The sequence below is a fragment of the Streptomyces sp. NPDC052114 genome (genome assembly GCF_040680155.1).
Classification (GTDB): Bacteria; Actinomycetota; Actinomycetes; order Streptomycetales; family Streptomycetaceae; genus Streptomyces.
This window is the reverse complement of the sequence record NZ_JBFAWC010000008.1, coordinates 15,553-41,037: the sequence shown is the minus strand read 5'-3', so window position 1 is coordinate 41,037 and position 25,485 is coordinate 15,553. Positions and strand designations below refer to the sequence as shown.

23 protein-coding genes are annotated in these 25,485 nt (G+C 73.7%); 11 read left to right on the top strand and 12 right to left on the bottom strand.

Annotated elements, in window-relative coordinates; translation table 11 throughout:
- Positions 1-10: 10 nt before the first annotated feature.
- Both AB0L89_RS18830 and AB0L89_RS18825 read right to left on the bottom strand, forming a co-directional pair.
- On the bottom strand, positions 11-931 hold the full coding sequence (locus AB0L89_RS18830) for an acyl-CoA dehydrogenase family protein (protein WP_365142106.1): 921 nt from the start codon (positions 929-931) through the stop codon (positions 11-13).
- An 8-nt stretch (positions 932-939) separates the two neighbouring features.
- Positions 940-2,082: an acyl-CoA dehydrogenase family protein gene (locus AB0L89_RS18825; protein WP_365142104.1), complete on the bottom strand. Its 1,143-nt coding sequence runs from the start codon at positions 2,080-2,082 to the stop codon at positions 940-942.
- Positions 2,083-2,238: 156 nt separating this feature from the next.
- On the opposite strand from AB0L89_RS18825, the gene AB0L89_RS18820 reads away from it, so the two are divergent.
- Positions 2,239-3,804, top strand: a complete 1,566-nt coding sequence (locus AB0L89_RS18820; RefSeq protein ID WP_365142102.1) for an AMP-binding protein — start codon at positions 2,239-2,241, stop codon at positions 3,802-3,804.
- Between the two features lie 57 nt (positions 3,805-3,861).
- Here AB0L89_RS18820 and AB0L89_RS18815 read toward each other — a convergent pair whose 3' ends face one another.
- Entirely contained in the window at positions 3,862-4,374 is a 513-nt protein-coding gene (locus tag AB0L89_RS18815) for an EF-hand domain-containing protein (RefSeq protein WP_365142100.1), read from the bottom strand.
- Between the two features lie 207 nt (positions 4,375-4,581).
- On the opposite strand from AB0L89_RS18815, the gene AB0L89_RS18810 reads away from it, so the two are divergent.
- The gene (locus AB0L89_RS18810; protein ID WP_365142098.1) at positions 4,582-5,010 is read left to right on the top strand and encodes a hypothetical protein; all 429 of its coding nucleotides are present in this window, start codon (positions 4,582-4,584) and stop codon (positions 5,008-5,010) included.
- A gap of 14 nt (positions 5,011-5,024) precedes the next feature.
- On the opposite strand, the gene AB0L89_RS18805 is transcribed toward AB0L89_RS18810, so the two are convergent.
- The gene (locus AB0L89_RS18805; RefSeq protein ID WP_365142096.1) at positions 5,025-5,399 is read right to left on the bottom strand and encodes an STAS domain-containing protein; all 375 of its coding nucleotides are present in this window, start codon (positions 5,397-5,399) and stop codon (positions 5,025-5,027) included.
- A gap of 301 nt (positions 5,400-5,700) precedes the next feature.
- Between AB0L89_RS18805 and AB0L89_RS18800 the strand changes: the two genes are divergently transcribed.
- On the top strand, positions 5,701-6,288 hold the full coding sequence (locus tag AB0L89_RS18800) for a sigma-70 family RNA polymerase sigma factor (protein WP_365142094.1): 588 nt from the start codon (positions 5,701-5,703) through the stop codon (positions 6,286-6,288).
- Positions 6,285-7,589 (top strand): zf-HC2 domain-containing protein, encoded by a 1,305-nt coding sequence (locus AB0L89_RS18795; RefSeq protein WP_365142092.1) that lies wholly within the window; start codon positions 6,285-6,287, stop codon positions 7,587-7,589. The genes AB0L89_RS18800 and AB0L89_RS18795 overlap by 4 nt, the downstream gene beginning before the upstream one ends.
- Positions 7,590-7,634: 45 nt before the next feature.
- Here the strand turns inward: AB0L89_RS18795 and purU are convergent, their stop codons facing one another.
- Both purU and AB0L89_RS18785 read right to left on the bottom strand, forming a co-directional pair.
- Positions 7,635-8,504: a formyltetrahydrofolate deformylase gene (gene purU / locus AB0L89_RS18790; protein WP_365142090.1), complete on the bottom strand. Its 870-nt coding sequence runs from the start codon at positions 8,502-8,504 to the stop codon at positions 7,635-7,637.
- Between the two features lie 55 nt (positions 8,505-8,559).
- Entirely contained in the window at positions 8,560-9,060 is a 501-nt protein-coding gene (locus tag AB0L89_RS18785; protein ID WP_365142678.1) for a hypothetical protein, read from the bottom strand.
- A gap of 118 nt (positions 9,061-9,178) precedes the next feature.
- Between AB0L89_RS18785 and AB0L89_RS18780 the strand changes: the two genes are divergently transcribed.
- Positions 9,179-10,450: an ABC transporter substrate-binding protein gene (locus AB0L89_RS18780; protein ID WP_365142088.1), complete on the top strand. Its 1,272-nt coding sequence runs from the start codon at positions 9,179-9,181 to the stop codon at positions 10,448-10,450.
- Between the two features lie 79 nt (positions 10,451-10,529).
- Here AB0L89_RS18780 and AB0L89_RS18775 read toward each other — a convergent pair whose 3' ends face one another.
- Both AB0L89_RS18775 and AB0L89_RS18770 read right to left on the bottom strand, forming a co-directional pair.
- Positions 10,530-12,359: a hypothetical protein gene (locus AB0L89_RS18775; RefSeq protein WP_365142086.1), complete on the bottom strand. Its 1,830-nt coding sequence runs from the start codon at positions 12,357-12,359 to the stop codon at positions 10,530-10,532.
- 196 nt (positions 12,360-12,555) lie between these two features.
- Positions 12,556-13,944, bottom strand: a complete 1,389-nt coding sequence (locus AB0L89_RS18770) for a transcriptional regulator (protein ID WP_365142084.1) — start codon at positions 13,942-13,944, stop codon at positions 12,556-12,558.
- A gap of 337 nt (positions 13,945-14,281) precedes the next feature.
- On the opposite strand from AB0L89_RS18770, the gene AB0L89_RS18765 reads away from it, so the two are divergent.
- The 4 genes from AB0L89_RS18765 (at position 14,282) to AB0L89_RS18750 (ending at position 19,287) form a co-directional block, all read left to right on the top strand.
- Positions 14,282-14,941 (top strand): bifunctional DNA primase/polymerase, encoded by a 660-nt coding sequence (locus tag AB0L89_RS18765; RefSeq protein ID WP_365142082.1) that lies wholly within the window; start codon positions 14,282-14,284, stop codon positions 14,939-14,941.
- A gap of 87 nt (positions 14,942-15,028) precedes the next feature.
- Positions 15,029-15,811, top strand: a complete 783-nt coding sequence (locus AB0L89_RS18760; protein WP_365142080.1) for an ABC transporter ATP-binding protein — start codon at positions 15,029-15,031, stop codon at positions 15,809-15,811.
- The gene (locus tag AB0L89_RS18755; protein WP_365142078.1) at positions 15,808-17,448 is read left to right on the top strand and encodes a transporter; all 1,641 of its coding nucleotides are present in this window, start codon (positions 15,808-15,810) and stop codon (positions 17,446-17,448) included. Before AB0L89_RS18760 ends, AB0L89_RS18755 begins: the two co-directional genes overlap by 4 nt.
- Positions 17,449-17,913: 465 nt before the next feature.
- Positions 17,914-19,287: a PAS domain-containing protein gene (locus tag AB0L89_RS18750; RefSeq protein WP_365142076.1), complete on the top strand. Its 1,374-nt coding sequence runs from the start codon at positions 17,914-17,916 to the stop codon at positions 19,285-19,287.
- 679 nt (positions 19,288-19,966) lie between these two features.
- Here the strand turns inward: AB0L89_RS18750 and AB0L89_RS18745 are convergent.
- The 4 genes from AB0L89_RS18745 to AB0L89_RS18730 are packed head-to-tail and all read right to left on the bottom strand — an operon-like array spanning position 19,967 to position 23,443.
- A complete protein-coding gene (locus AB0L89_RS18745; protein ID WP_365142074.1) occupies positions 19,967-21,169 on the bottom strand; it encodes an ABC transporter permease in 1,203 nt (400 codons plus the stop codon).
- Complete coding sequence (locus AB0L89_RS18740; RefSeq protein ID WP_365142072.1) at positions 21,166-21,873, bottom strand: ABC transporter ATP-binding protein; 708 nt, start codon at positions 21,871-21,873, stop codon at positions 21,166-21,168. The genes AB0L89_RS18745 and AB0L89_RS18740 overlap by 4 nt, the downstream gene beginning before the upstream one ends.
- Positions 21,870-22,943, bottom strand: a complete 1,074-nt coding sequence (locus AB0L89_RS18735) for a peptidoglycan-binding protein (RefSeq protein ID WP_365142070.1) — start codon at positions 22,941-22,943, stop codon at positions 21,870-21,872. The genes AB0L89_RS18740 and AB0L89_RS18735 overlap by 4 nt, the downstream gene beginning before the upstream one ends.
- Positions 22,940-23,443: a hypothetical protein gene (locus tag AB0L89_RS18730; protein ID WP_365142068.1), complete on the bottom strand. Its 504-nt coding sequence runs from the start codon at positions 23,441-23,443 to the stop codon at positions 22,940-22,942. Before AB0L89_RS18730 ends, AB0L89_RS18735 begins: the two co-directional genes overlap by 4 nt.
- A gap of 119 nt (positions 23,444-23,562) precedes the next feature.
- Here AB0L89_RS18730 and AB0L89_RS18725 point away from each other — a divergent pair, with 119 nt between their 5' ends.
- Both AB0L89_RS18725 and AB0L89_RS18720 read left to right on the top strand, forming a co-directional pair.
- Positions 23,563-24,243 carry a response regulator transcription factor gene (locus AB0L89_RS18725; RefSeq protein ID WP_365142066.1) on the top strand — a complete coding sequence of 227 codons (681 nt, stop codon included), beginning with the start codon at positions 23,563-23,565 and terminating at the stop codon, positions 24,241-24,243.
- Positions 24,240-25,475, top strand: coding sequence for an ATP-binding protein (locus tag AB0L89_RS18720; protein WP_365142064.1), 1,236 nt, complete (start codon positions 24,240-24,242; stop codon positions 25,473-25,475). The genes AB0L89_RS18725 and AB0L89_RS18720 overlap by 4 nt, the downstream gene beginning before the upstream one ends.
- Positions 25,476-25,485: the final 10 nt, after the last annotated feature.

Here is a 25,485-nt window from a genome sequence, read left to right as displayed (position 1 = left end):
CCGCGCGCCCTCAGAGCGCCGCCGCCAGCTCCTCCTCCGCGTCCCGCGCCGAGCACCCCAGCTCCGCCCGCACCCAGGCCCGCTTGAGGTGCAGATGCACGTCGGCCTCCCAGGTGAACCCCATGCCGCCGTGGACCTGGAGGCAGTCCCGCGCGTTGCGCACGGCCGCGTCGTCGGCGAGCAGCTTGGCCCCGGCGATCTCCGTCGGGTCCTTCGTCACGGCCGCCGCGTACACGGCGGCGCGGGCGACCTCGGCCCGTACGAGCATCTGCGCGCAGAGGTGCTTCACGGCCTGGAACGCCCCGATGGGCCGCCCGAACTGCTCGCGCTCACGGGCATATTGGACGGCCGTCCCACAGGTACGGGTGGCACTGCCGAGCTGTTCGGCGGCGTAGAGGAGGGTGGCCTCGGCCCTCCGGGCACCCCGGGCGCCCCGGGCGCCCCGAAGGCCCTGAGTGCCCTGAGTGCCTTGAGCGCCCTGAGTGCCCCGCGCCGCCGCTTCGGCCCCCCGCACCCGGTGCAGCGGCGTCAGCGGGTCGACCGAGCGGAGCGGCTCGGCGCCGGTCACGTCGCCCAGCACCACGTCCGCCTCGTCCAGCCACGGCACCAGCGCGCCGTCGACCGCCGTCACCACGACCTCGCCCGACGCGGCGCCCGGGACGTCGCCCGCCGCGAGGAAGGAGGCCACCGCGGGCCCCGGCAGCAGGGCGCGGCCCGCCTCCTCGAAGACCAACACGGCCTCCGGGAGCCCCAGTCCGACCCCGCCCTCCGCCTCGGGCAGCGCGAGCGAGAAGAACCCGGCGTCCCCCAGTTCGCGCCAGAGCGTCCGGTCCAGGCGTTCCGTGGCGTCCCGCAGGGTGAACCGGCCCTCCAGGAGCGCGCGCAGCCCGTCCCGCAACGCCACCTGGTCCTCCGTGAGTTGGAAATCCATACGGACCCTCACCGCCCCTTCGGGAGGCCGAGAATCCGCTCGGCCACGATGTTCTGCTGGATCTGCGAGGTGCCCGCGGCGATGGTGTACGACAGCGAGGAGAGCCGGTCGAGGTTCCACTCGTGGCCGAGGTCGAGGGCGCCCGCGCCGAGGACCTCCGCGGCGGCGTCGTACAACTCCTGGCGCGCGTGCGAGTACCGCAGCTTGAAGACCGAGCCGCCCACCCCGGGTACGCCGCCGGTGCGCTGGGCCTCGCTCACGTTCCACTGCGTGAGCCGCCACAGCGCCGAGAACTCCGCGGCCAGCCGGCCGAGCCTGCGCCGCAGCACCGCGTCGTCCCAGCGGCCGTTCTTGCGCGCCTCGCGGGCCAGTTCGCCGAGGACGCGCCGGCAGGCCACCACCTCCCCCACGAAGGCGGTGCCCCGTTCGTACGACAGGGTCACCATCGTCACGCGCCACCCGTCGTTCTCGTCCCCGACGCGGTTGGCCACCGGCACGCGCACCTCGTCGAGGAACATCTCGGCGAACTCCGTGGACCCGGCGAGCGTGCGCAGCGGGCGGACCGTGATGCCGGGGGCGTCCATCGGCAGGGCGAGCCAGGTGATGCCCCGGTGCTTGGGCACGGCCTCGCTCACCGGGGTCGTGCGCACCAGGAGCTCGCACCAGTCGGCGACCTCGGCATGGGAGGTCCAGATCTTGGACCCGCTCACTACGTAGTGGTCGCCGTCGCGCCGCGCGCGCGTGCGCAGCGACGCGAGGTCGGACCCGGCGTCGGGCTCGCTGAAGCCCTGGCACCACACGTCGTCGCCGCGCAGGACGGGCGCCAGCCACCGCTCGCGCTGTTCGGGGGTGCCTTCGGAGGCGATGGTCGGGCCCGCGTGCAGCAGTCCCACGAAGTTGGCGCCCACGTAGGGGGCGCCCGCCTTCTCGGTCTCCTCCAGGAAGATGAGCCGCTGCGTGGGCGAGGCGTCCCAGTGGACCTCTCCGTAGCCCGCGTCGTACAGCATGCGCTGCCAGGTGGTGTCGTAGGCGCGGCGGCCGGGCCAGTCCTGGGGCGAGGGCTTGGCGGGGAGGTTCGGCAGCACCGTCGCGAGCCAGTCGCGCAGCCCCGCCCGGAAGGCCTCCTCCTCCTCGGTGTACGTGAGGTCCATGCGCTGTGTCCCCTCCGGCCCCTGCGACGCCATCTGATGCCCCGTCAGATGGCAGGCTAGCCCCGCACCCCTGGACCGACAAGGCGCGGAGCCTTACGCTCTCGGCACGATCTGACTACCCGTCAGTTCAGCCGGTTCGGCTGGGAGGGGATCGCGTTGAGGACCTCGGAGAACGAGACCGCGTACGAACTGGGGGCGTCCCGCACGCTCTGGGAGCTGATCGCGCGCCGCGCCGCCCTCACCCCCGACCGGCCCGTCCTGCTCCAGGCCGCGGCCGACCCCGCCGACGACCGCACACTGACCTTCGGCGCGCTGCGGGACGGCGCCGAGCGCGTCGCCGCCGGCCTGTACGGCATGGGGGTGCGCCCCGGCACGGTCGTCGCCTGGCAGCTGCCCACCCGGATCGAGACGGCCCTGCTCTCCTTCGCGCTCGCCCGCATCGGCGCCGTCCAGTCGCCCGTCATCCCCTTCTACCGCGACCGCGAAGTCGGCTTCGCCCTGCGGGAGTCGAAGGCGGAGTTCTTCGCCGTGCCGGGCGCCTGGCGCGGCTTCGACCACCTGGGGATGGCGCGGCGGCTCGGCGCGCGGGGCGTCTTCGAGGCGTACGACGCGCTGCCCGACGGCGACCCGGCCGTGCTGCCCCCGCCGCCCTCCGACGGCACGGCGGTGCGCTGGATCTACTGGACCTCGGGCACCACGTCCGACCCCAAGGGCGTGCTGCACACCGACCGTTCGCTGATCGCGGGCGGCTCCTGCCTGGCCCATGCCCTGCACCTCAAGGAGTCGGACGTCGGCTCGATGGCGTTCCCCTTCGCGCACATCGCCGGGCCCGACTACACCGTGATGCTGCTGCTCTACGGCTTCCCCGCGGTCATGTTCGAGCACTTCGCGCTGCCCGCCGCGCTCGACGGCTACCGAAGGCACGGCGTGACCGTGGCGGGCGGTTCGACGGCCTTCTACTCGATGTTCCTCGCCGAGCAGCGCAAGCTCCCCGCGGGGCAGAAGGTCATCCCGACCCTGCGCCTGCTCGCGGGCGGCGGGGCGCCCAAGCCGCCCGAGGTCTACCACGCGGTCGTCCGCGAGATGGGCTGCCAGCTCACCCACGGGTACGGCATGACCGAGGTGCCGATGATCACCATGGGCGCGCCGGACGACACCGCGGAGAACCTCGCGACGACCGAGGGGCTGCCCCCGCAGGGCATGGAGATACGCGTCACCGACGCCGACGGCAAGGAGCTGCCGCCCGGCACGGACGGCGAGGTGCGGCTGCGCGGGGAGGCCGTCTGCCAGGGGTACTTGGACCAGGAGCAGAGCGCGGCCGTCTTCGACGCCGACGGCTTCCTGGTCACCGGCGACCTCGGCCACCTCAAGGAGAGCGGCCATCTCGTCCTCACCGGGCGGGCGAAGGACATCATCATCCGCAAGGGCGAGAACATCTCCGCCAAGGAGATCGAGGACCTGCTCCACCAGCACCCGGCCGTGGGCGAGGCGGCGGTCGTCGGCCTGCCCGACCCCGAGCGCGGGGAGCGGGTGTGCGCGGTGGTCGAACAGCGCGTCGACTCTGGCAAGTTGACGCTGGAGGTGCTCACCTCGTACCTGCGCGGCGAGGGCCTCGCCACCCACAAGCTGCCGGAACAGCTGGAGCTCGTCGAGGCGCTGCCCCGCAACGAGACGCTGCGCAAAGTACTCAAGTACCGGTTGCGGGAGCGGTTCTCGGACTGACGTCGCGAAACGGCGGGGGCGGGTACCGGCACCGGTACCCGCCCCCGTCCGCGCCGGCTACTCCGGCACCGTGAAGTACTGCGCGAACGCCGTCACGATCTCCTGCTCCGCGACCCGGCCGTCCCCGTCGCCGTCCAGCGCGGTGGCCACCGTCGCGGCGACGTCCTCGGGCACGCCCAGTGCCTTCAGCGCGCGCCCGGCCTCGGCCGGGGTCACCGCGCCGTCGCCGTCGCCGTCCGCCACGGCGATCATCGCGTGCAGGAAGGGCCGCGCGATCTCGGCGAACCGACCCGGGTTGTCCCGCAGCCGCTTCACCGCGCCGCCCACGAACTCGTCCCGGGTGATCCGCTGGTCCCCGTCACGGTCCGCGATGCCCGCCATGCCCTGCCAGAACGCCTCGGCCCCGATGTAGAGGGCCTGGCCCTTCTCGGACCGCGCCGTCGCGGTGAACTCCGCGCACAGGGCCGCCGCCGCCGTGCTGAAGTCCTCACGGGAGATGTAGCCGTTGCCGTCCTGGTCGAAGGTGGCGAACCGGGCCGCGATTTTACGCTCGTACTCGGCACTGTCCATGGTCTTCGGGCCGCCTCACTTCCGCGGTTGGATGCTTGGTCAGGGGGTGTGTCCCCGGCAGCGAGCGTACGTGCTCGGGCGCCGCCCGGAGGCGGGAAAGCGACGCTTGTGCCAAGACCGCCGGAATTCCGGGACACAGGTGTGTCACAAGGGTGATGTGCTGCACTGTTGCACGTGGAAGCGGTTGCGGCGAGTGTCATAGCGGTGGTGGGAACTCTTCTGGGCGCGGGGGTCACGCACGCGTTCCAACGGAGGTCGATCGAGCGGACGGAGCAGTTCACGCGCGCGGAGAAACTCCGCCAGGAACGGATCGACGCGTACTGCGCGTACGCGGGGGCGCTGGTCAACTACCGGCGGATCCTGGTCGACCGCTGGTTCAGCAGGACGCAGAACCGCGAGGAGAGCGAGGAGACGCGCTTCCGCTCCTACGAGCTGCGCTCCGAGGCCCAGGAGGCACTGTTCCGGGTGCAGTTGCTCACCGGCGACGACGAGCTGGTGCGGCTGGCCGCGGAGACCCTCGACCAGGTGGCCGACGTGCACAGGACCGACGACCGCGCCGAGCTGGGCGAGCGGCGCCGGGTCTCGCGCGATGCCATCAACTCCTTTGTGGCGGCGGCCAAGCGGCACGTGGGCTGAGGACCGCGCGCCCGCTACGCCGACATCGGCGCCGCCTCTTCGTCCAGCGCGGCGCGCACGTCCGGGTAGACCTCGAACAGGCGCCGCACGCCGAGGGCGGCGAGCACGCGGTTCACGTGGGAGCCGTCGACGGCCCCCTTGGCAGGCAGGATCAGCCGCAGCCTGCCCTGGCAGGAGCGGATGAGCCGGCGCGTGGCGATCAGCACGCCGACGCCGCTGGAATCACAGAACAGCACTTCGGAGAGGTCGAGCACGATGCTGCGGCGGCCGTCGGCCACCGCGTCGTGCACACGCTGGCGCACCACGGGTGAGGTCAGCAGGTCCATCTCGCCGGCCACGCACAGCACGGCCCAGCCCTCCTGCTCGTCCACCGTCACCTTGAGGGTCACGCGCCACGCCTCCCGCTCGCCCTGCCTGCCCACTGTTCCGCAGTGATCCGGAAGCAGTCCCTACGGTTCGTTCTGCTTCGGCTGCCCCACCGCTCCCCCATGAAACACCAGCAGGTCACCGTCAATATCATCCGGTGCCCTGTGAGACGCACGCTTTACCGCAAACAGTTGTGCGCTGTCGGCAAACAGGAGTGCTCCACCGAGGGTGGCCACTACATTCGAAGGAGAGGCAGGGCCGGAAGTACGGCACGGGACGTACGGTCGGAGAAGGCAGAACAGGGCAAGCGCACGAGGGGGACGCATGCCGAAGGACGCGCCGCGGCGCTGGGACCACCGCATGCAGCAGCGGCTCGCGCACGGCGAGGCCGCCGCGCTGGGCGAGCTGTACGACCGCTTCGCCTCGCTGGTGCACGGCCTGGCCCACCGCGTCCTCGGCGACGAGGGCTCCGCGGACCGCATCACGCGCGAGGTCTTCACGCACATCTGGGAGAACCCCGACGCGTACGACCCGCGGCAGGGCCCCCTGCGCTCCTGGCTCGCCACCCTCACCCACCAGCGGGCCGTCCGCAGGCTGCGCCAGACCGAGTCCGCCGCCCTCGCGCTCGGCGAGGGCACCACGGAGGACCTGGAGCGCAAGGTCCGCAAGGCCTCCGTCGCCGCCCGCGCGGACTACATCGTCACGGCCATGCCCACGCCGCTGCGCGCCGCCCTGGAGCTCGCCTACTTCGAGCGCCGCGACTACCGCCAGACGGCCGCCGACCTCGGCGTCACCGAGGACGAGGCCCGCCGCAGACTCCGCCTGGGCCTGCAGCTCCTGTCCACGGCCAACGACACCGGCGACCTCTCCGCGGGACCGGGCACCACGCCCGGATTCGGGACAGCGCTGTGACCGGCGCCGACCGCCCCGAGCCCCAGGAGGAGCCCGACCAGCCGGACGCCGCGCCGCGCATACCGCTGCCGCGCACCTCCGTGGAGGACACGGGGCGGCCCGTGCCCGACCCGCCCGCGGCCCCGGACCCCGCGGACGCGCCCCCGGAACCCGCGCCCCTGGTCCTGGAACACCGCGTCCTGAAGTCGCTCCTCGGCGCCTGGGCGCTCTCCGCCTGCTCCCCGGAGGAGGCCACCGCCGTCGAGGAACACCTGGGCGACTGCGGCCCCTGCGCGGAGGAGGCGCTGCGGCTGCGCGACGCCGTCGGGCTGCTGCACCCCGAGGAGAGCCTCGACCTCGACCCCGGGCTGCGCACCCGCGTCCTGGAGAGCTGCCTCGGCCGCCGCCCGCCGCGCATCCCGGTGCCCGAGTGGGCCGTTCCCTACGACGCGGAGACCGCCCGCCTCGACGCCCTGCTCCAGGACATCGGCGACGCGGAGTGGCACGCCCCGGTGCGGCTGCGCTGGTTCGAGCAGGACGCCTCGGTCACCCGGAAGACCACCGTGGCCGGGGTCATCGCGCATCTGCTCGCCGTCGACGGCATGGTCGGGCTCTCCCTCGGCCTCGACGACCCGCTCGGCCCCGAGATCGTGGTCCCCCGGGACCCCGCCCAGCGCACCGAGGCGTACTGGCGCGCGTCGTACTTCCCGCCCACGCGCGCGGTGCGCACCCCCTGGCGGGTGCAGACGCACGAGCTGATCCGCAGGGTGTCGTTCGCGGGCGGCGGCTCGGGCAGGCTGCCCGTGCCGTACGGGACGGCGCCCGCCGGTCCCGGCGCCGGGACCGGACAGGAGATCGAGCTGCCCCTGCGGGACTCGATGGTCGACCGCGCCTTCGAGTGCTGGATCCACGCGGGCGACATCGCCGACGCGGTGGACTATCCGTACGAGCCGCCCGCGCCCCGGCACCTCCACCACATGATCGACCTGGCCGCCCGGCTGCTGCCCGGCACGCTCGCCGAGCGCCGCCGCACCGGGCTCGCCACCCCGCCGCGCGCGCTCGTCGCGGCGGGCACGCCGGGCCGCAGCCTGCGCCTGGAGATCGAGGGTCTCGGCGGCGGCGAGTGGCTGATCCCGCTCGACTCCCCCGGCGCGACCGCGTCGGCCGAGCACGAGGTGGCCCATGTGGCGCTGGACGGCGTGGAGTTCTGCCGGCTGGCGGCGGGCCACGTCTCCCCGGAGGAGGCGGCCGCGGGCCAGCTCGGCGACCGCGAGGCGATCCGCGACGTCCTGTTCGCGGCGGCCTCGCTCAGCCGGATGTGAGCGGAGCCGCCCGGCCGGACGTACCGGGCCGGGCGAGGACCGCGGCTAGGCGAAGACGACCGTGCGGCTGCCGTTGAGCAGGATGCGGTGCTCCGCGTGCCACTTCACGGCCCGCGCCAGCGCCTGGCACTCCACGTCACGGCCGATCGCGACCAGCTGGTCGGGGGTGACGTCGTGGCCGACCCGCTCGACCTCCTGCTCGATGATCGGCCCCTCGTCGAGGTCGGCCGTCACGTAGTGCGCGGTGGCACCGATCAGCTTCACGCCGCGCGCGTGCGCCTGGTGGTAGGGCTTGGCGCCCTTGAAGCTCGGCAGGAAGGAGTGGTGGATGTTGATGATCCGCCCGCTGAGCGCCTTGCACAGGTCGTCCGAGAGCACCTGCATGTAGCGGGCGAGGACGACCAGGTCCACGTTCTCCTCGCGCACCAGCTCCAGGAGCCGCGCCTCGGCCTGCGGCTTGTTGTCCTTGGTCACCGGGATGTGGTGGAAGGGGATGTCGTACGAGGCGACGAGCTCGGCGAAGTCCGTGTGGTTGGAGACGACGGCGGCGATCTCCACGGGCAGCGCGCCGATCCGCGAGCGGAACAGCAGGTCGTTCAGGCAGTGCCCGAACTTCGACACCAGCAGGACGATGCGCATCCGGTCCTCGGCGCGGCTGATCCGCCAGTCCATGTGGAAGGAGTCGCCGACCGCGGCAAAGCTCGCCCGCAGCTTGTCGACGGTCACCGGCGCCTCGGCCGAGAAGTGCACGCGCATGAAGAACAGTCCGGTGTCGTGGTCGCCGAACTGCTGGCTGTCCTCGATGTTGCAGCCGGTCATGAAGAGATAGCTCGACACGGCGTGCACGATGCCCTGCTTGTCGGGGCACGAGAGGGTGAGGACGTACTGCTCAGCGGGGGCGGACTGCTCGTTCATGCAGGCAAGGGTCCCATATGCGACGACCCCGGCGGGCGGGCGTTCCGCAGTGTGGCTACGCGGACCGCGTCAGGATCCGCAGCACGTCCAGGGTCTGCGGCGGCACGTCCGGATCCTCCCCGTCGCCCGCCGCGAGGCGGACATGGGCGTCCCGGGCGGCCCGCACGGCCTCCGGCCAGCCCGGGTGGTCCAGATAGACGGACACCTGCGCGTCCGGCCCCACCTCGTGCATGATCCGCAGGACCCGCAGCACCGCCGTGTCGACGAGCGCCGCCTCCTGCGGGTCACGGAAGATCGTCCCGACGTACTTCTCCGCGGACCAGTTGTCCAGCCAGGTGTCCTCGACCAGCCGGTACACGGCATCGGTCACGTCCCCGTACTCCGCGTGCCCCGCGAGCCAGCACTCGCGCTGGAAGTCCGGGTCGGAGAGCATGTGCAGCGCCGAGCGCACGTTGCTGCGCCAGCGCCACCACGGCATGTCGTTGGTCGGCATGCCGCCCATGGTGCTAGAGCGACGGCCGCGACGGGAAGACTTCTCCGAACCTTGCACGGTCAGCGATCGTACGTTCCCACCCCGCGCACGCGAACCGGACCCCGCCCGTTCACCTTCATGTCACTGTCCGTTGAGAACGAGTCACTCCACGGTTGGCCCGCCACCGGAATCGTGCAGGGACATGACCGGCAGGCGACGCACCTTCCTCCCCCGCCCCTCCCGCACCGCAGTACTCTCCGCGGCCGTGGCGGCGTGTACGTCCCTGATAGCCGGGTGCGGGGTCATCCCTGGAGCCACGGGGGGTTCCAGGGACGACCCCATCACCGTGATGACCTGGGCCCCCGAGAAGACCAAGGCCACCAACAAGCCGGGCGTCCCCGCCATGGCCCAGGCCTACGCGCGCTGGGTCAACGCGCACGGCGGACTCGACGGCCGCGAGCTGAAGGTCCTCACCTGCAACGACCACAACGACCCGGTGGGCGCCGCGGACTGCGCGCGCGAGGCCGTCGACCAGGACGTCGTCGCGGTGGTCGGCGCGTACAGCCAGCACGGCCGCTCCTTCCTCGCCCCGCTGGAGGTCGCCGGCATCCCCTACATCGGGGGCTATGGCATCACCGACGACGAGTTCAGCAGCCCGCTCTCCTACCCGGTCAACGGCGGCGAGCCCGCGCTGATGGCCGGAAACGGCCGCCAGCTCGCCTCCCGCTGCGCCCGCGTCTCCCTCGTACGCCCCGACACCCTCGCCGGCGACGAACTGCCCAAGCTGCTCAACCAGGGCCTGGCCGACGGCCACCACAAGCCCGTCGCGGACATCCGCGCCCCCGAGGACAGCACCGACCTCACCCCGCAGGCCGAGCAGGCCCTGCGGTCCGCGGGCACGCGGGACGGCTGTGTGACGGCCGCGCTCGGCGCGCGCACCGACACCTTCTACGACTCGTTCCGCCGCACCCGGCAGGACTATCCGCCGGTACGGATCTCCTCGGTGCTCGGCAGCGTCGACCAGTCGCTCGTCGACCGCACGGGCGGCGCGAGCGGCCCCTACGAAGGCGCGTACGTCACCGGCTGGTACCCGGCGTCCGGTGATGCCCGGTGGGACCGGATGCGCGAGGTGATCCGGGAGCAGGCGTTCGGCGACAACCGGGTCGACCCCTCGGACGCGGGCGTACAGACGACCTGGATCGCGTACACCGTCCTGAAGCAGACCGTCGAGTCGCTCGACGGCGACGACGTCACGGCCCAGTCGCTGCGCCGCGCCCTGGACGGCGGCCTCCGGGTCGACACGGGCGGGCTCACGCCGCCGCTGAGCTGGCGCTTCGAGGACCTGCTCGCGGCCAGCGAGTTCCCGCGCCTGATCAACTCGGGCGTCACGTTCCAGGTGGTGCGCGACGGGCGGCTCGTCCCGGCGCGCCGGGGCTTCGTGAACGTGGAGAAGACGCTGGAGCAGACGGCCTAGCGCCTCCGGGCCGCACGGCGACGGCCCTCGCACCCGCCGTCCGGGTGCGAGGGCCGTTTCCGTGCGGCCGTGCGGCGGATCAGAGCTGGGTCTTGTTCCGCTCGGTCAGTCCGTACTTGCGGGCGATCGCGTTCCAGTGGTTGGCGGCCTGCTCCTTGGCGGGGGTCGCCGCGTTGCTCTGCTTGTTGCCCGCCACGGTCTGCGAGGTGGTGCGGGCGTGGCCCTTCTTGCAGCCCTTCTTGCCGGCGCGGGCCACCTGGTCCGCCCACGCGGCGTAGTGGTTGTCGGCGGCGGCCGACGCCTTCCAGGCCTTGTTGAGGGAGGCGGTCAGCTGGTCGTTGGCGGGGAGCTTGTCGACCTTGAGGCCGGCGAGCCGGGTGACCAGGCCGTTGCGCTGCTTGGCGGCGGCGCGCAGGTCCTCCGCCGACTGGCCGAGGTTCTTGCAGGCGCCCACGTTGCGTACGGCGGCGATGACCGAGTCACGGCTGTTGTTGCTGTCGGCCAGGAGCTTGTCCAGGGCGACCGCCTGGTCCTTGGCCGGGTCGGCGGTCGGCGAGGGCCGCTCGTCGGGCTCGGCGGACGCGGAGACGGGCTTGCCGTCGTCCTTGCTCTCGTCGTCGTCACCGCTGCTGGAGCTCAGGAGGGCGCCCGCGCCGATGCCCAGCGCGGCGATGCCGACACCGACGGCGGCGAGGAGGGGCACCTTCTTCGAGCCGCCGCCACCGCCACCGCCGCGGCCACGGCCTCCGTGACCCCGGCCGCCACCGCCCTGCTCGGGGGCGGGCGCGGGGCCCGGCACGTCGACGCGGGGCATCTGCTGGGTGGAGGCGGGGCCCTCGGGCTCGGTGCGGAAGAGGCTGTCGAACTCGGCGGGCGGCTGCCGGTCGCCGGGGGCGCCGGGGCGGATGCCGTAGGGGGCGGCGGCCGGCTCGGGCGGCACGCCCTGGCCCGCGGGGGCGCCCGGGACGGGGGCGATGTACTGGGTGGCCTCGCTGTCGGGCGAGGCGCCGGGGGGCACGGCGCCCGGGGCGGCCGCGGCGGGCATGGCACCGGGGGCGGCGCCGGTCACGGGCGCGTTGGGTCTGCCGAGGAACTGCGTGGCGTCGGCGGCGGGAGTCTCGGGCGGCAGGGCTCCGGGTCCCACCGGGGGTATGTACTGCGTCGCGCCCTCGTCGGCACCGCCCGCGGCGGGCACGGGCGGCAGGTACTGGGTGGCGCCCTCGTCGCCGGCCGCGGGCACCGGCGCGATGTACTGCGTGGCGTCGCTGTCGGACGGTGCGCCGGGCGCGGCGACGGACGGCAGCGGCATGCTCTGCGGGACCTGGACGGCGGGCGGCGGCCCGGCGGGCAGCTGCTGGTGCTGCGCCACGGGCGGCAGCGGCTGCGCCTGCGGCGCGGCGTGCGCCCCGTGCCCCTGATGCGCCCCGTGCGCGCCCTGGACCGGCTGTCCGCCGTACGACGGGTCGCCGGGGCCCTGCTGCGGCGCGGGGGCCGCGTGGGCGCCGTGGGACGGCGGCGCGGCATGCGCGCCGTGGGCGGCCTGGGGCTGCGCGGGGTACCCCTGGGCTCCGTAGCCCTGGGTGCCGTAGCCCTGATCGCCGTAGGCCTGGCCGCCGTACCCCTGCTGGGGCGTGCCCTCGGCGGGCAGCGGCTGGGCGGCGGGCTGCTGTGGGGTGTCCCACGGCTGGCCCTGGCCGTATGTGTGGCCGCCCGGCGGCGGGCCCGCCGTGTCGGGCCCCCAGGGCTCGCCCCACGGGCTGCCGCCCGACGGGGCGCTGTGCCGGCCGGCGGTGCCGGGAAGCAGCGGCGCGCTGCCGTCCGCGGGCAGCACGACGCCCTCGTGGGCGGGCCGGGCCGCGGGCTGCTGCGGATCGGAGGAAGCAGCGCCCTGACCGCTCTGCTGCGTCACCGGGACTCCTACGAATGGGGGACCTACGGAACCGTCGGGTCACGCTACCGGGTCGCCACATCGCTCTGCCACGCAGCTCAGAACGCCGCCCTCCGCTCGGCGGCCGCAGTAACGAAACCTCCCTCCCGGACGCTGTTTACGGCTGGGCACGGATTTTGGGCGCGGGCACGGGCTTTTCGGCGCGCGTACGGGCCCCTCACGCCGCCTGGATGTCGACGCGCGCCCCGAACTCCCTTACCACCGGCTCCTCCCGGTACGGCTCCAGGCGCTGCTGGAAGTCCTCCAGATACTCCGCGCCGCGGTTGGAGCGCAGGGTGCCGAGGAGTTCGACGGCCTTCAGGCCCGTGTGGCAGGCCTGTTCCACCTCGCGCCGCTGGACCTGCGCGGTCGCCAGCAGGACCAGGCCGATGGCGCGGCGCCGCGCGCGCGTCTCGGGGTGGCCGTCCAGGGACTCCTGGGCGCTGCGCGCCGCCGCGTCCGCCTGGCCCAAGTCGCGGTGGCAGTGCGCCATTTCGTCGGCCAGATAGGCGTGGTCGAAGTGCCGGATCCACACCGGGTCGTCGCCCGAATCGCCCTCGCCCGCCGCCCGGTCCATCGCCTCGACCGCGCGGCCCGCCACGGCCTGCGTGACCCGGGCGTCGCCCAGCAGCGCGTGCCCGCGCGCCTCGGCGGCGTAGAACATCGCCTCCGCGCGCGGGGTGACCCGTCCGCGCGTCCCCTCCTGGGCGGCCCGCGCCAACTGCGCGATCTCGCGCGGGTTCCCGAGCTGGGCGGCGAGGTGGCTCATCGACGCCGCGAGCACATACCCGCCGTAGCCCCGGTCGCCCGCCGCCTGGGCCAGGCGCAGCGCCTGGATGTAGTAGCGCTGGGCGAGTCCGGGCTGGCCCGTGTCGACCGCCATGTAGCCCGCGAGCTCGGTCAACCGGGCTACCGCGGCGAACAGTTCGCGCCCGACCGCCTCGCGGTAGGAGCCCGCGAGGAGCCCGGAGACCACGGAGTTGAGGTAGTGGACGACGACCGGCCGCACATGGCCGCTGCCGAACTGGTGGTCGAGCTGGGTCAGTGCCTCCGTCGTCGCCTTGACGGCCGCCACGTCCGACATGCCCACACGCGGGCCCGCCGTCCGGCCGACCTGCGGGTCCGGCGAGGAGATCAGCCAGTCACGGCTCGGCTCGACGAGCGCGGACGCGGCGACCGAGGAGCCGGAGAGGAAGTCCCGGCGGCCCACGTCGCTGCGCCACAGCTCGCAGACCTGCTCGATGGCGCCCAGGACGGTCGGCGAGAACTGCAGCCCCACTCCGGAGGCGAGGTTCTTGCCGTTCGCCATGCCGATCTCGTCGATGGTGACGGTCCGGCCCAGCTTGCGGCCGAGCGCCTCCGCGATGATGCCGGGGGCCCGGCCGCGCGGCTGCTGCCCGCGCAGCCAGCGGGCCACCGATGTCTTGTCGTAGCGCAGGTCGAGTCCGTGTTCCGCTCCGCACATGTTGACCCGGCGGGCCAGTCCGGCGTTGGAACAGCCGGCTTCCTGAATGAGCGCCTGCAGCCGTTCGTTGGGCTGCCGCGCGACGAGAGGCCTGGCGGCCATGGCGTACCCCCTGTGTGCACCGTGGACCATCGTGGGGGGCGGCCGTCGCGGGCCGCCTCAGGATGATCAATGCCCTTGGGGCAAGGCGAAGATGCACCACTAAAGAAGCAAATGAAACCATGAAGAACAACAAGTACGACTCTGTCCGGACCTGTCGGACCCCGGCTTCCTCCGAGACGACCTCCGATTGCCCCTGACCTGGCTACCCGCGCCCGGATGCCAATCCCCATGCGCGCCCCCACCCGTGCTCCCATGCGCCCCGCTCGCAGGATCGATGCTCCTCCCCCGCCCTCGCGTGCGCCCGTAACCCGAGGTGGCGGCGGGAGTTGAGAACTGCGTGGAAGAGACCATCGGAGTCACGTCAGCCGCGCAGATCCCGAAGCAGCGCGGAGAGGCCTTGCTGGATATCGCCGTGCGGTACGCGGAAGAGCGTCACTGGGACGTGTTCCCCGGGACCTGGCTGGAGTCCGCGGAGGGCACCGAGCAGTGCTCGTGCGGGGACACCGCGTGCGCCGTGCCCGGCGCGCACCCCGCCCGCGAGGACTGGGCGACCCAGGCGACCGGCAGCGCGACCGTGGCCCGGCGGCTGTGGCAGAAGCAGCCCAAGGCGTCGATCCTGCTGCCGACCGGGCGGACGTTCGACGCGATCGACGTGCCCGAGACCGCCGGGTTCCTGGCGCTCGCCCGCATGGAGCGGATGGAGCTCACGCTCGGCCCCGTGACCTGCACGCCGGACCGCCGCATGCAGTTCTTCGTGCTGCCCGGCGCCACGGCCAAGGTCCCCGACCTGGTCCGCAAGCTGGGCTGGCCGCCGGCCGCGATCGACCTGGTCTCCCTCGGCGAGGGCGCGTACGTGGCCGCGCCCCCGACCCGCTTCGGCGCCTGCGGCGCGGTCCAGTGGGCCTGCCGCCCCACCGCCGCCAACCGCTGGCTGCCGGACGCGGAGGAGATCATCTCGCCCCTGGCGTACGCGTGCGGAAGGGAAGCCCGCCGCTAGCCTGCCGGGTCACTGCCCCGCGCGCCGAGCGCCTGCGACGTATCGTGCGGGCAGGGGTACGACGGTCTGCGACGGAGGGCGGAACGGGTGACCGAGGCAGCACCGCCGGCGGTACGGGTGACGGGGCTCTGGAAGCGATTCGGCGAGCAGATCGCGGTCGCCGGAATCGACCTCACCCTGCCCGCCGGGAAGTTCATCGGCCTGGTCGGGCCCAACGGCGCCGGCAAGACCACCACGCTCTCCATGGTCACCGGCCTCCTCAGGCCGGACCACGGCACGGTGGAGGTCGTCGGCCACGACGTCTGGCACGACCCCGTGCAGGTCAAGGCCCGCATCGGCGTACTCCCCGAGGGCCTGCGCCTGTTCGAGCGGCTCTCGGGGCGCGAACTCCTCGCGTACACCGGGCGGCTGCGCGGACTGCCCGGTGCCGAGGTCGACAAGCGCGCCACCCAGCTCCTCGACGTGCTCGACCTCGCGGGCGCCCAGCACAAGCTGGTCGTCGACTACTCGACGGGCATGCGCAAGAAGATCGGCCTGGCGGCGGCGCTGCTGCACAACCCGGAAGTCCTCTTCCTGGACGAGCCGTTCGAGGGCGTCGACCCCGTCTCCGCGCAGACGATCCGCGGCGTCCTCGAGCGCTACACCGCCTCCGGCGCCACCGTCGTCTTCTCCTCGCACGTCATGGAGCTCGTCGAGTCGCTGTGCGACTGGGTCGCCGTGATGGCCGCGGGCCGCATCCGCGCCCAGGGCACCCTCGCCGAGGTCAGGGGCGAGGCGCGCTCGCTCCAGGAGGCGTTCCTCGAACTGGTCGGCGCGAACGGCCGCGACGCCGGAACCGACCTGGACTGGCTGGGCGGCGGCGCCCGATGACCGCGCCCGCCGCCACCCCACCCGCGGCGACCCCGCCCGCGGCCACCGGGAACACGGGGATCACCCCCGTCTTCGTACGCCTGAAGCTGTCCCTCCTGCGCAACGGCCTGCGCCAGTCGGCGGGCCGCCGGGCCGCCTACATCGCGTCCGTCACGTTCGCGCTGCTCTTCGCCGCGCTCCAGCTGCTCGGCCTGATCGCGCTGCGCGGCAACGAACACGCCGCCACCGTCTGCGTCCTGCTCGTCGGGGTGCTGGCGCTCGGCTGGGCGGTCATGCCGCTGTTCTTCCCGAGCGGCGACGAGACCCTCGACCCCACGCGCCTGGTGATGCTGCCGCTGCGCCCCCGCCCGCTGGTGCGTGCGCTGCTCGTGGCGTCGCTCGTGGGCATCGGGCCGCTGTTCACGCTCTGCCTGGCGACCGGCGCGACGATCGCCCTGGCCCACGGCGCGGCGGCGGCCGTCACCGGCGTCGTGGCCGTCGCGCTCACCGTGCTGGTCTGCGTGGCGCTGGCCCGCGCGGTCGCCGCCGCCAACATCCGCCTGCTCACCAGCCGCAAGGGGCGCGATCTCGCCGTCCTGAGCGGCCTGGTCGTCGCGATCGGCGCGCAGGCCGTCAACTTCGGCGCGCAGCGGCTCAGTTCGTCCGGGCTCGGCACGCTCGACCCGGCGGCGGACGTGGTGCGCTGGCTCCCGCCGGCCGCGGCGCTCGGCGCGGTGGACTCGGTGAGCGAGGGCGCGTACGCGACGGCCGCGGCGCAGCTCGTCCTCACCGCGGCGGCCCTGCTGGCGCTCCTCGCGCTGTGGCGGCGCAGCCTGACCCGGCTGATGACGACGCCGGACGGGTCCACGCTGGCCACGGCGGAACCGGACAAGGGGGCCTCGCGGGCCTCCGGCGCGCTCGGCAGGCTGCTGCCCGCGGGGCGCGCGGGGACCGTCATGGAGCGCAGCCTGCGCTACGTGTGGCGCGACCCGAAGACCAAGGCGGCCTGGGCGACGTCCCTGGCCATCGGGTTGATCGTGCCGCTCTTCAACGCCCTCCAGGGCACCGGGTCCGTCTACTTCGCGTGCTTCGCGGCGGGGATGCTCGGGATCCTGATGTACAACCAGTTCGGCCAGGACACGTCGGCGTTCTGGATGGTGGCGACGACGATCTCCTCGACGCGCGACGCGTACGTGGAGCTGTGGGGCCGCGCGCTCGCGCTGCTCGCGATCACGCTGCCGTACGCCGCGCTGGTCACCGTCAGCACGACCGCGCTGCTCGGCGACTGGGGCGCGCTGCCGGAGGTGCTCGGCCTGTCGTTCGCGCTGCTCGGCGCGATGCTGGCCACGGGCGCGTGGTCCTCGACGCGCTTCCCGTACTCGATCCCGCAGGAGGGCTACAAGAACGTGGTCCCCGGGCAGGCGGGCCTGGTCTGGATCTCCGTCTTCGGCGGGATGGTCGCGGCGGCGCTGCTGTGCGCGCCGGTCCTGGCGTTCACGATCTGGCTGCACGTCTCGCGGGGGGCCTCGCTGACGTGGGTCGTGCTGCCCGTGGGAGTCGTGTACGGGGCGGCGGTCACGGAGGCGGGCATGCGCCTGGCCGCGCCCCGGCTGGCCCGCCGCCTCCCGGAGATCCTCTCGGCGGTCAGCAAGGGCTGAACCGCGCCGCGCCCCCGCGGGGCCCCGGAGACGCAGGCGACCCGCGAGCCGTGGTCCCTGCCGGACCGGGCGAGCCGGTCGCAGGAAGCCGGCCGGACGTACCGGCGGCTCGCGGGTCGGGTGACTGCTTGGGATTGGGCCGGCTGCACGCTCGTCTCGCGCGCTGGTCCGGCACCGCACTGGGTGTGGTGGCAGGCCGCTAGCCCGCAGCCACCTCTCGCGTCCGCAATGAAATCACTGCAGCAACACCTCCTTTCTCGAGTGATGCACACCTTAGGAAGCGGCGTCGCACCGCTCAACCGGTTTTTCGGAGGGCGCCTTCAGGGGCTCGTGGCGCGTGCGGTAGGCGTAGAGGTGGGGAGGGATGTTGGCACGACGATTTCTCCCCAAGTTCCGGGAACTACCTGTGGGGTGCGTCACGTTCGAGTTGAATGATCTGAGGACACGGCCTGCAGGGGGTTCCAGGTGAGCGCTTCTCGGCAGAGCGGAACTACTGACGAACTGGGTCCTGAAGAACCCGAGCCCGGCGGCGCCGAACTGCTCGCGGCGCTGCTCGACGGGATGGACGCCGCGCTGTGCGCCTTCGACGCCGACGGCGTGGTGACGCACTGGAACCGCGAGGCCGAGCGGGTGCTCGGGTGGTCCGCGGCGGAAGCCGTGGGACGGCGGGGGCTCTCGGGGTGGGCCGTGCGGGCCGCCGACGCCGAGGACGTCGAGAAGCGGCTGCTGTCCGCGATGGACGCGCCGGGCCGGCAGGTGCACGAGTTCGCGCTGCTGACCAAGGACGGCGGCCGGGTGCTGGTGCGCACGCAGTCCGCCTCCGTGCGCGGCGGGGACGGCAAGCCCGCCGGGGTGTACTGCGCCTTCGGCGAGGTGCACGCGCAGATCGACCTGGAGCGGTCCATCGCCCTGAGCGAGGCCCTCTTCGAGAAGGCCACGTGGGGCGTCGTGCTCGTCGACGCGGACCTGCGGCCCGCCGTCATGAACGAACACGCCGCGCGGGCCCTGGGCGTGGGGCGCACGGCCGCGCTCGGGCGTCCGCTGGCCGATCTGCTCGGGCAGGGCGTCGAGGAGCTGGAGAGCGCGCTGGCCCATGTGCTCGCCGAGGGGCCGCCGCCCGCGCCCGCCGAGCTGTGGGTGTCCGTGCGGGCCGGCGGGGGCCAGGAGGACGGCTTCGAGCGGCGGTGCTGGCGCAGCGGCTTCCTGCGGCTCGCCTCGCCGCTCGCGGAGGAGCCCGTGCCGCTCGGGGTCGGCTGGCTCTTCCAGGACGTGACGGAGGCCAAGCAGACGGAGCAGGAGGCGACGCAACTGCGGTTCCGTTCGCAGCAGTTGCACCGGGCGGCGCGGGCCGCCGCCGAGTGCGAGGACCCGATGGAGGCGGCGACGGTCCAGCTGGACTTCGCGCTCGCCGGCTTCGCCGACCACGCGCTGGTGGATCTGGTGGTGAGCGAGGAGCCGGTGCGGCTCGTGCGGGTCGCCGCGACGCCGGCGGGGCCGCCGGGGCCGTGCCTGCCGGTGGCCATGGCGGGTCTTCCCGTGCGCTACCCCGAAGGGCATCCGGCCACGCAGTGCGTGGCGCGCGCCGGGTCGGTCCGCGCGAGCGCGGGGGCGGCGTCGGCCGAGCGGCTGCGGGAGTGGGCCTCCGGGAGGCAGTGGCCCGCGGACTCCGTGCACGCGTTGTGCGCGGTGCTGCGGAGTCGGGGGCGGACGCTGGGGGTCGTGACCTTTCTCCGGGCCGGGGGGCGGGGGCAGTTCGTCCGTGCGGACGCGGATTACGCGGAGAGTGTGGGGGCGAGGGTTGCGGCCGCGCTTGATCTGGCGGGGCGCCTTGAGGGGTGACGGGGCTCTGTACGTTGCCCGGGGTTGCGGCCTCCTTGTCCGGCTGACCTGCACCGGGGGTGCCCCGGCTGCGCCGTGGCGGCGTCGCCTTCGCCCCTGGCCCGGGCCTCCCCTTTCCCGGCGCTCCGCGCCGGTCTTCCCCACCCACCCACCCGTTTCCCCGCACCGCCCTGCGGGACCGGCTGCGCCGGGCCGGGAGCCTCCTTCATCACCACCCGGCACGGTCCGGCTGCGCCGGTGCTTGAGCCACGGTCATCACTGCCCGGCACCGTCCGGCTGCGCCGGGGCTGAAGCCACACTTCCCGCCACCCGGCACCGGGGGCTGTGCCCACCCGTTCCGCCTTGCGGAACGCCTGCCCACAGCAGGAACCGCCGACGGCCGGTTGCCGCCCACCGCGGGGACCACCGGGCCGCTGCCGCAAACGCTCCTGAGGGGACGTGGGGGTATGTGCGAACGGAGCACCGAGCGGGCGCTGGCGCCTTTGGACTTGAGGCGGGGCGCAGGGATGGCGAGTACGCACATACCCCCGCGGCCCCGCCCCACAGACGAACAACAGGCGCACCGCCCAGGCGCCCCGCCAGACGCCCGCAGCCCCGCCCCACCGACGGACAACAGGCGCAGACCGCCAAGGCGCAGACGCCCACGCGCCCGCCCCGCCGGCCGGCGAAAGGCGTACCCCTACGTCGCGTGCAGCGCCAGTGTGGGGGACAGGCGGGCCGCTCGTACCGCCGGGTACAGGCCCGCCACCGTGCCGATCGCCAGGGTCGCGCCGAAGCCGCCCGCCATGGCCCAGGGCGGGACCACCCACGGCAGGCCGCCCGACACCGCGTACGCCGCCGTCGCCGCCGCGCCGAGGGCGACTCCCGCCACGCCGCCCAGGCCCGACAGCATCAGTGACTCCGTCACGAACTGCACCCGGATCTGGCCCCGCGTCGCGCCCAACGAGCGGCGCAGGCCGATCTCGTGGCGGCGTTCGAGGACCGAGATGATCATGGTGTTGGCCACGCCGACCCCGCCGACCAGGAGCGCGATCCCGCCGAGACCGAGGAGCAGCGTCGAGAACGCGCCCTCCGTCGCCGCCTTCGCCTGGAGCGCCGCCGACGGGTCGGTGACCTGGACGTTGCGCGGGTTCTCCGGGTCGATCGACGCGGCGAGCAGCTCCCGGACCTCGCCGACGGAGGCGTCGGAGGAGCGCTCGTACACCGAGGTCGGACGGCCGTCGAAGCCGAGGAACTTCTTCGAGGCGTCCCAGCCGGTCAGCGCCGACCGCTCGACGTCCGGCGCGAGCGGCAGCGGGCCGAGGATGCCGATGACCGTGAAGTAGCGGTCGTCGAGCCAGACCTGCTGCCCGGGGGACGTGACGCCGAGCCGCTCGGCCGCGACGTGTCCGAGGACCACCGAGGGGTAACGGCTGTTCGCCGCGTTGAACCAGCTGCCGTGCGCCATCGTGCCGCGCAACACCTTCAACAGGCCTTCCGTGGCCGCCTTCACGGAGATGCCGCCGGTCTCGTCCGCGGGGATCTTCTCGCTGCGCCGCACGGTCCGCTCGCCGAGATCGCCGGTCGCGCCCACGTCCTCGACGCCGTCGACCCGCGCGACCCGCCCCGCCGCGTCGCGCGGCAGCGTCACCTTCTCGCCGGAGAACATCGCCTCGCCGGGCGAGGCGACCAGCAGGTTCGTGCCCAACGCGTCCAGTTCCCGCATGAGCTGGGCCTTGCTGGAGGACGAGATGCCGACGACGGCGACCATCGTCGCGATGCCGATGGCGATGCCGAGCGCGGACAGGACGACCCGCACGGGGCGGCTGCGCAGCCCGGCGGAGCCGACGTGCAGGACGTCGCGCGGCCCGAGCCGCGCGGACTTCAGCTTCGTACGCTTCACGCGGCGACCTCCGCCCGTCGCGTGTCCGCGACGATCCGCCCGTCCTTGAGCCGCACCTGCCGCGGCAGCCGCCCGGCGATCTCCGTGTCGTGGGTGATGACGGCGATGGTCGCGCCCTCCGCGTTGAGGTCGTGCAGGAGCGCCATGACGGCCTCGCCGGACGCGGAGTCGAGCGCGCCGGTGGGTTCGTCGGCGAGCAGCAGATCCGGTTCGCCGACGACCGCGCGGGCGATGGCGACGCGCTGTTTCTGGCCGCCGGAGAGCTCGTGCGGGCGGTGCTTCATGCGGTCGGCGAGGCCGACGCGCTCCAGGGCGTACGCGGCCCTGCGGCGGCGCTCCGCGCGGGAGAGGCCGGAGTAGAGGAGGCCTTCGGCGACGTTGTCGCGGGCGCTGACGCCGGGGACGAGGTGGAACGCCTGGAAGACGAAGCCGATGTGCCGGGCGCGCAGCGCGGAGAGGCTGCGGTCGGCGAGCGCGGCGACGTCGTGCCCGGCGATGGCGACGGAGCCCGCGGTGGGGCGGTCCAGGGTGCCGACGATGTGCAGGAGGGTGGACTTCCCCGACCCGGAGGGGCCGACGATGGCGAGGAGTTCGCCCGCGGCGACGGTCAGGTCGACGCCGCGCAGGGCGGCGACACCGCCGGGGTACTCCTTGGTGACGCCCCGCAGCTCGACGACGGCGGCGGAGGCTCGGTCCTCGCTCATGCCTTCGGCACCCCGACCTTCATGCCGGCCCGCAGCCCGCCGCCGCTCACCTCGACCCGGCCCTGCCCGAACATGCCGAGCGCGACCTTCACCTCGCGCGTGCGGCCGCCCTCGACGACCTGGACGCCGAAGCCGCCGCCGGGCAGCGCGAGGAGCGCGTTGACCGGCACCGAGAGGACGTCGTCCCGGGTCTCGCCGGTGAGGTTCACGGTGACCGGCGACTGGTCGAAGCCGCCGACCTCGCCGGGGTCGTCGAAGGTGACGGTGACGGGGATCTTGGGGGACTTGTCGGACGGATCGTCGCCGGGCCTGGCGGTCTTGCCGACGGACGCGACCCGGCCCTTGGCGGTCGTGCCGTCGGGGAGCGTGACGGTGACCTTGGCGCCCTTCTTCGCCAGGCCGCCGTCGGCGACGTCGAGCTGGACGCGCACGACCCGTTCGGAGCCGGTCGTGGCCAGCACCGGCCTGCCGGGCGCGACCTGGTCGCCGACGGAGGACTCGGTGGACTTCACGCGGACCGCGGAGGGCTGGAAGGAGATCTGGTCGGGCCCGACGCGGCCGGTCTGCTTGCGGTCGTGGGCCTTCTGCCACCGCTTGACGGCGGCGGCCGTGCCGTCGGTGTAGGTGTCGTCGACGGCGAGCCCGGCGCCGTACCCGAGCGCCACCAGGTTCTCCTCCACCTGGCGTACGTCGTTGCCCTTGTCGCCCGGCTTCAGCGTGCGGTACATGGGCTCGGTGCCGTACATGAGCCGGACCGGCGCGCCGTTGACCTCATAGAGCCGGTCGTCCCTGCCGACCGTGGAGCCGGTCTCCGCGGACCAGGTGAGCGTGCCCGCCGTACCCGCGTTGACCTTGCGTTCCTTGGCGTAGCCGAGGGTGCCGTCGACCTGGCTGCCGCTGCTGAGGTCGCCGCGCTCGACGGACGCGGTGGCCGGCGGCAGCCCCGCGCCCTGCTCGGCGGAGTCGCGCGCGCCGCCGCCCGCGTCGGCGAGGGCGGTGACGGCGATGCCGCCGCCGGTGATCGCGACGAGGGCCACGACGGTGGCGACGACGGCGGTGCGGCGCCTCACTTGACGATGCCCTTGCACGCCTCGGCGGCCTTCTCCATCTTCTTGGCCTCGGCGCCCTGCGGCATGGGCTGGGCCTGCATGGCTCCGCCGTCGAACTTCGGGTCCGGCATGTCGTAGCCGTTCTTGCGCATGCACTGGGCGTACTTGAGCATCTTGTCCTTGTCGGCCTGCGAGACGCCGCCGCCCTTGGCGCCGCCGCCCATGCCGCAGTCCTTCATGGCCTTCTCCATCTTCTCCTTGCTCATGTCGCCGCCGATGGTGAGGCCGCGGCTGTCCTGGCCGGACTTGGGCTCGGGCACGTCCAGGCCGTGCTTGCGCAGGCACTGGCGCTGCTTGTAGGCCTTGTCGGCCTCGGCGCCCTTGCCGCCGTCGGCGCTGTTCGACGACGACTTCGACTCCGAGCCGGAGCCGCCCGAGCAGGCCCCGGCGAACAGGGCGAGCGCGGCGAATCCTGACGCAACGGCCACTGAGCGGGCGCGGGTCCCGGTGACGGTCCTCATGGCTTCCCCTTCACTGCTGGCGTGGGTGACGCGCACAGGCTGGCGGGAAGCGGGATTTCGTTTCTCTCAACGGGGACGCTTACACCGGCGAAAGGTCACTCTCCGGTACACAGGGCGGCATGCGCGTACTGCTGGTGGAGGACGAGGAATTCCTGGCCGAGATGATCGCGGACGGGCTGCGCCGGGACGCGCTGGCCGTCGATGTCGCGGCCGACGGCCTGGCCGCGCTGCGCAAACTCCAGCTCGGCGAGTACGACGTGCTGATCCTGGACCGCGACCTGCCGGGCGTGCACGGCGACGAGGTGTGCCGCCGGGTCGTCGAGCAGCGGCTGCTGACCCGGGTCCTGATGCTGACGGCGGCGGGCACGGTGCGTGACCGCGTGGCGGGTCTGGGGCTCGGCGCGGACGACTACCTCACCAAGCCGTTCGCGTACGACGAGCTGCTCGCGCGCGTGCTCGCGCTCGGCCGCCGCGCGCGCCCCGCGCTGCCGCCGGTCATCGAGCGGGCGGGCCTCGTCCTGGACACCGCGCGCCGCCAGGCCAGCCGGGACGGGCGCCATCTGGCGCTGTCGCGCAAGGAGTTCGCGGTCCTGGAGGCGCTGCTGCGGGCCGACGGCGCGGTGGTCAGCGGCGAGGACCTGATCGAGCAGGTCTGGGAGGAGGACACCAGCTACCGCACCAACGCGGTGCGCGTCGCGCTCTCCAAGCTGCGCGCCAAGCTGGGCGAGCCGTCGGTGGTGGAGACGGTGCCGGGGGCCGGGTACCGGATCACGGGCGACGGCGGGGGGAGCCCCCGGTGAGGGCCCGCGTCAGCGGCGAGCGGGCCCGGCTCACCACCCTGTACGGCGGCCTCCTCGTCCTCGCGGGGGCGCTCCTGACCGGGGTCGTGTACCTGCTGGTGCAGCAGGGCCTGTACTCCTCCATCAGCACGGCGGTGACCACGGCCGTGCCCCGGGGGCCCATGCCGCCGTGGCGGACGGTGCCGGGGGTGCCGGTGCCCGCCTCCTCGCTGACGCCCACCGACGCGGGGTCGGCCAGCCCCACCTCCCAGGAGATGGAGACGATCAAGGGACTCGCCCTGACGAAGATCAGCGATGTGGCGGGAGAGGCCGCCCTGAACCGTCTCCTGACCGTCTCCGCGATCGTCTTCGCCGCGTACGCCGTCCTGTCGATCGCCCTGGCCTGGTGGATGGCCGGCCGGGTGCTCCGCCCGGTCGGCGTGATCACCGGGACGGCGCGGCGCCTGTCCGGGGCCAATCTGCACGAGCGGATCGCGCTGGACGCCCCGCCGGGCGAGCTGAAGCGGCTCGCCGACACCTTCGACGAGATGCTGGACCGCATAGAGCGGCTGGTCGGGGCGCAGCAGCGGTTCGCGGCGAACGCGGCGCACGAGCTGCGCACGTCGCTCGCGGTGCAGCGGGCGGCCGCCGAGATCGGTCTGGCCGGGGAGCCGGACGCGGCGCGGGTGGCGAGGATCCGTACGAAGCTGATCTCCGTCGCCGACGACGGCGAGCACCTCATCGAGGGGCTGCTGCTGCTCGCGGCGTCCGAGCAGGGCCTGGACCGGCGCGAGGCCGTCGCGGTGGACGTCCTCGCGCACGCGGTGGCGGAGGGACTCACCGAGGAGGCCGCCGGGCACGGGGTCGCCGTGGACGTGCGGGCCGAGCCGCTGACGGTGGAGGGCGACGGCGTGCTCCTGGACCGCCTGGTGCACAACCTCGTGGCGAACGCGGTCCGCTACAACGTCAAGGGCGGCCGGGTGGACGTCCGTACCTCGGCGGACGGCGTCCTGGAGGTGTCCAACACCGGTCCCGAGGTGCCCGCGGAGACGGTCCCGCACCTCTTCGAGCCCTTCCGCAGGCTGCACGAGCGCACCCACGCGCGCGGGGAGGGCGCCGGGCTCGGTCTGTCCATCGTCGCGGCGATCGCGCGGGCCCACGGGGCGCGGGCATCGGCGGCGGCGAACGGCGAGGGTGGCGGTCTGACGGTGCGGGTGGAGTTCCCGCGCCCCGAGGGGCCCGAGGGGCCCTAGTGCCGGTGCG

Excerpts from the sequence above, each read along its gene's own strand:
- AB0L89_RS18830 (WP_365142106.1), bottom strand. The coding sequence starts at position 931 with ATGGATTTCCAACTCACGGAGGACCAGGTGGCGTTGCGGGACGGGCTG.
- AB0L89_RS18825 (WP_365142104.1), bottom strand. The coding sequence starts at position 2,082 with ATGGACCTCACGTACACCGAGGAGGAGGAGGCCTTCCGGGCGGGGCTG.
- AB0L89_RS18815 (WP_365142100.1), bottom strand. The coding sequence starts at position 4,374 with ATGGACAGTGCCGAGTACGAGCGTAAAATCGCGGCCCGGTTCGCCACC.
- AB0L89_RS18800 (WP_365142094.1), top strand. The coding sequence starts at position 5,701 with ATGCCGAAGGACGCGCCGCGGCGCTGGGACCACCGCATGCAGCAGCGG.
- purU (WP_365142090.1), bottom strand. The coding sequence starts at position 8,504 with ATGAACGAGCAGTCCGCCCCCGCTGAGCAGTACGTCCTCACCCTCTCG.
- AB0L89_RS18780 (WP_365142088.1), top strand. The coding sequence starts at position 9,179 with ATGACCGGCAGGCGACGCACCTTCCTCCCCCGCCCCTCCCGCACCGCA.
- AB0L89_RS18770 (WP_365142084.1), bottom strand. The coding sequence starts at position 13,944 with ATGGCCGCCAGGCCTCTCGTCGCGCGGCAGCCCAACGAACGGCTGCAG.
- AB0L89_RS18755 (WP_365142078.1), top strand. The coding sequence starts at position 15,808 with ATGACCGCGCCCGCCGCCACCCCACCCGCGGCGACCCCGCCCGCGGCC.
- AB0L89_RS18740 (WP_365142072.1), bottom strand. The coding sequence starts at position 21,873 with ATGAGCGAGGACCGAGCCTCCGCCGCCGTCGTCGAGCTGCGGGGCGTC.
- AB0L89_RS18730 (WP_365142068.1), bottom strand. The coding sequence starts at position 23,443 with ATGAGGACCGTCACCGGGACCCGCGCCCGCTCAGTGGCCGTTGCGTCA.
- AB0L89_RS18725 (WP_365142066.1), top strand. The coding sequence starts at position 23,563 with ATGCGCGTACTGCTGGTGGAGGACGAGGAATTCCTGGCCGAGATGATC.